3 protein-coding genes are annotated in these 2,269 nt (G+C 39.4%); 1 reads left to right on the top strand and 2 read right to left on the bottom strand.

Going from position 1 to position 2,269, the window contains the following annotated elements; all coding sequences use genetic code 11:
- Positions 1 to 968 (top strand): outer membrane channel protein TolC (tolC, locus tag H5202_RS20875; protein WP_182773750.1); only part of this gene is annotated, 968 nt, incomplete at its 5' end.
- A 153-nt stretch (positions 969 to 1,121) separates the two neighbouring features.
- Here tolC and H5202_RS20870 read toward each other — a convergent pair.
- Positions 1,122 to 1,856, bottom strand: a complete 735-nt coding sequence (locus H5202_RS20870) for a TIGR04219 family outer membrane beta-barrel protein (RefSeq protein ID WP_182773749.1) — start codon at positions 1,854 to 1,856, stop codon at positions 1,122 to 1,124.
- 2 nt (positions 1,857 to 1,858) lie between these two features.
- Positions 1,859 to 2,269, bottom strand: a 411-nt coding sequence (locus H5202_RS20865; protein ID WP_182773748.1) for a DUF2333 family protein, incomplete at its 5' end; no start/stop codon positions are given.

Below are 2,269 nucleotides of genomic sequence, written 5' to 3'. Positions count from 1 at the left end.
CCGCAACTCAAGCTGACTCAACTTATGCATCATCATTGCAAGCGTTAATCACTCGTGTGACTAAAGCTTACTTTGACGTATTAACAGCTAAAGATAACTACGAGTTCCAAGGTGCAGAAAAAGCAGCCATTGAACGTCAACTTGAACAAACCAAGCAACGTTTTGCTGTAGGCCTAACCGCAATTACTGATGTACATGAAGCACAAGCGCAATATGACTTAGCATCAGCATTAGAAATTTTGGCTCAAAATACCTTAGACAATAGCTATGAAGCATTACGTGAAATTACCGGTATAGATCATAAATCAATAAATATTCTTGATACTAACCGTTTTTCAGCTGGCACACCTGCCCCAGCATCATCTGCTGAGTGGTTGAAAATGGCCGAAACCAATAGCATCGACTTAATGACTCAACGTATCGCTAAAGATATCGCCAATGAAACCATTAAATTGTACAAAGCTGGCCACATGCCTACATTGAACTTCAATGCAGGTTACAACAAAGGCGTTGATCAAACTCCAGGTCCAGATTTTGACAACACCAATGTTGGCATCACGTTAAGCATTCCACTTTTTGAAGGTTTTAAAGTCACTTCTCAAGTTAAACAAGCTCAATTCGGATATGTGGAAGCTAGCGAGAAATTAGAACAAACTCATCGTAGCGTCACTAAAAACGTGCGTAATAACTTTAACAACGTTAACGCTTCAATCAGTTCAATCAAAGCTTACGAGCAATCAGTTATTTCATCTGAAAGCGCGTTAAAAGCAACTCAAGCGGGTTTTGAAGTGGGTACCCGTACGATTGTAGATGTGCTTAACCGTACACGTGACTTGTATGATTCAAAGCGTAAATTGTCTGAAGCTCGTTATGGTTACATTAATTCTATACTAGCGCTTAAACAGGCTGCTGGTACGTTGAACGAAGATGATGTTATCTCGATTAACAGCGGACTCATTGCTCAATAAGTATTAGTCATTAGTCACTAAGCACTAGGCTTACAGAGAAAATAAGCTCCCACAAAAAAACCGCCAATTGGCGGTTTTTTTATAATTATTACAAATGCTTACATAGTTTTATAGACATAGTCACATTGACATAATCGGTGGCTCGGTATTGAATTAGAAAACTAATTCAATACCGGCAAATGCACCACTAAAGTTAGTATTTTGTGACACACCAGAGAAATTGCTTACATCAAAATTAAACTCGCGGTAACCAACACGAACAGAAGTATCAACAGCTAATCCGTCAAACTTCCATCCTAAACCAGCACCGTAGTCATATACATTAGATTCATCAATGCCTAGTAATACATCAGCAAAACCAAATAAACCCAAGCCAATCATACCAACTTGTGCACTGGCGTATCCCATCACTATACCGCTGTCGATATCCACTTCTTCAGGGTGACCAGCATCAGCAACACGTAATGAACCACTCATTAATTTGTATGCTGCACCTAAATCAATAGACACTAAATCGTTATCAAGAATTTCGTAATACAATACAAAGTCAGTATTACTTAAATCATTAGTAACCGATGTTGCACCCGTAAAATTGTGACCGTTAAAGTTAAAGTCGGCACTGGCAATACTCGAGCTCGACTCAAGACGGTTTTCACGAATTTTAATATTAGGCACAAACGGCAAAGGATGCTCAACAACAATCCACAAGCTACCTTGTGAAGAATCATCATTAAAGCTGTGAGCAACACCACTATCATCATTAAATGAATTTGTGGTGTCTGCCTGCCAATAATCTGCGCCTACTTTAAAACCTAATACAGTTTCTGCATGCACCGATGGCACACTTAAAAGGCACACTACAGCTGTGGCAAGAAGAGTCTTTTTCATCTTTATCCTTGTGAAAGTAAATTAGTTAAATCAATTACCGCGGCATTTGCACGCGAAATATAATTAGCCATCACCAACGAGTGATTCGCCACTAAACCAAAACCGTTACCATTAAGAACCAATGGACTCCAAACAGTTTGCTGAGTAGCTTCGAGTTCACGAATAATTTGACGCAAACTAACCTCGGCATTTTTCTTTTCTAATACATCGGCAAAATCAAGTTCAATAGCACGCATAAAGTTCAATAAAGCCCAAGCTGAACCACGGCTTTCATAAAATACGTCATCAATCTTCCACCAGCTGGTTTTTATTTCATTGCTCGATAAACCAGGTGTAGATTGACGAGCAGAAACATCTCCAGCTAAATCAGTATTTAATCGCTCTTGGCCAACGCTAGCGGACAATCGCTGTGA

Source organism: Shewanella sp. SG41-4 (genome assembly GCF_014164505.1).
In the GTDB taxonomy this organism is placed as follows: Bacteria; Pseudomonadota; Gammaproteobacteria; order Enterobacterales; family Shewanellaceae; genus Shewanella.
The sequence above is the reverse complement of the archived record's forward strand: the minus strand, read 5'-3'. Positions and strand labels throughout refer to the sequence as shown.

Excerpts from the sequence above, each read along its gene's own strand:
- H5202_RS20870 (WP_182773749.1), bottom strand. The coding sequence starts at position 1,856 with ATGAAAAAGACTCTTCTTGCCACAGCTGTAGTGTGCCTTTTAAGTGTG.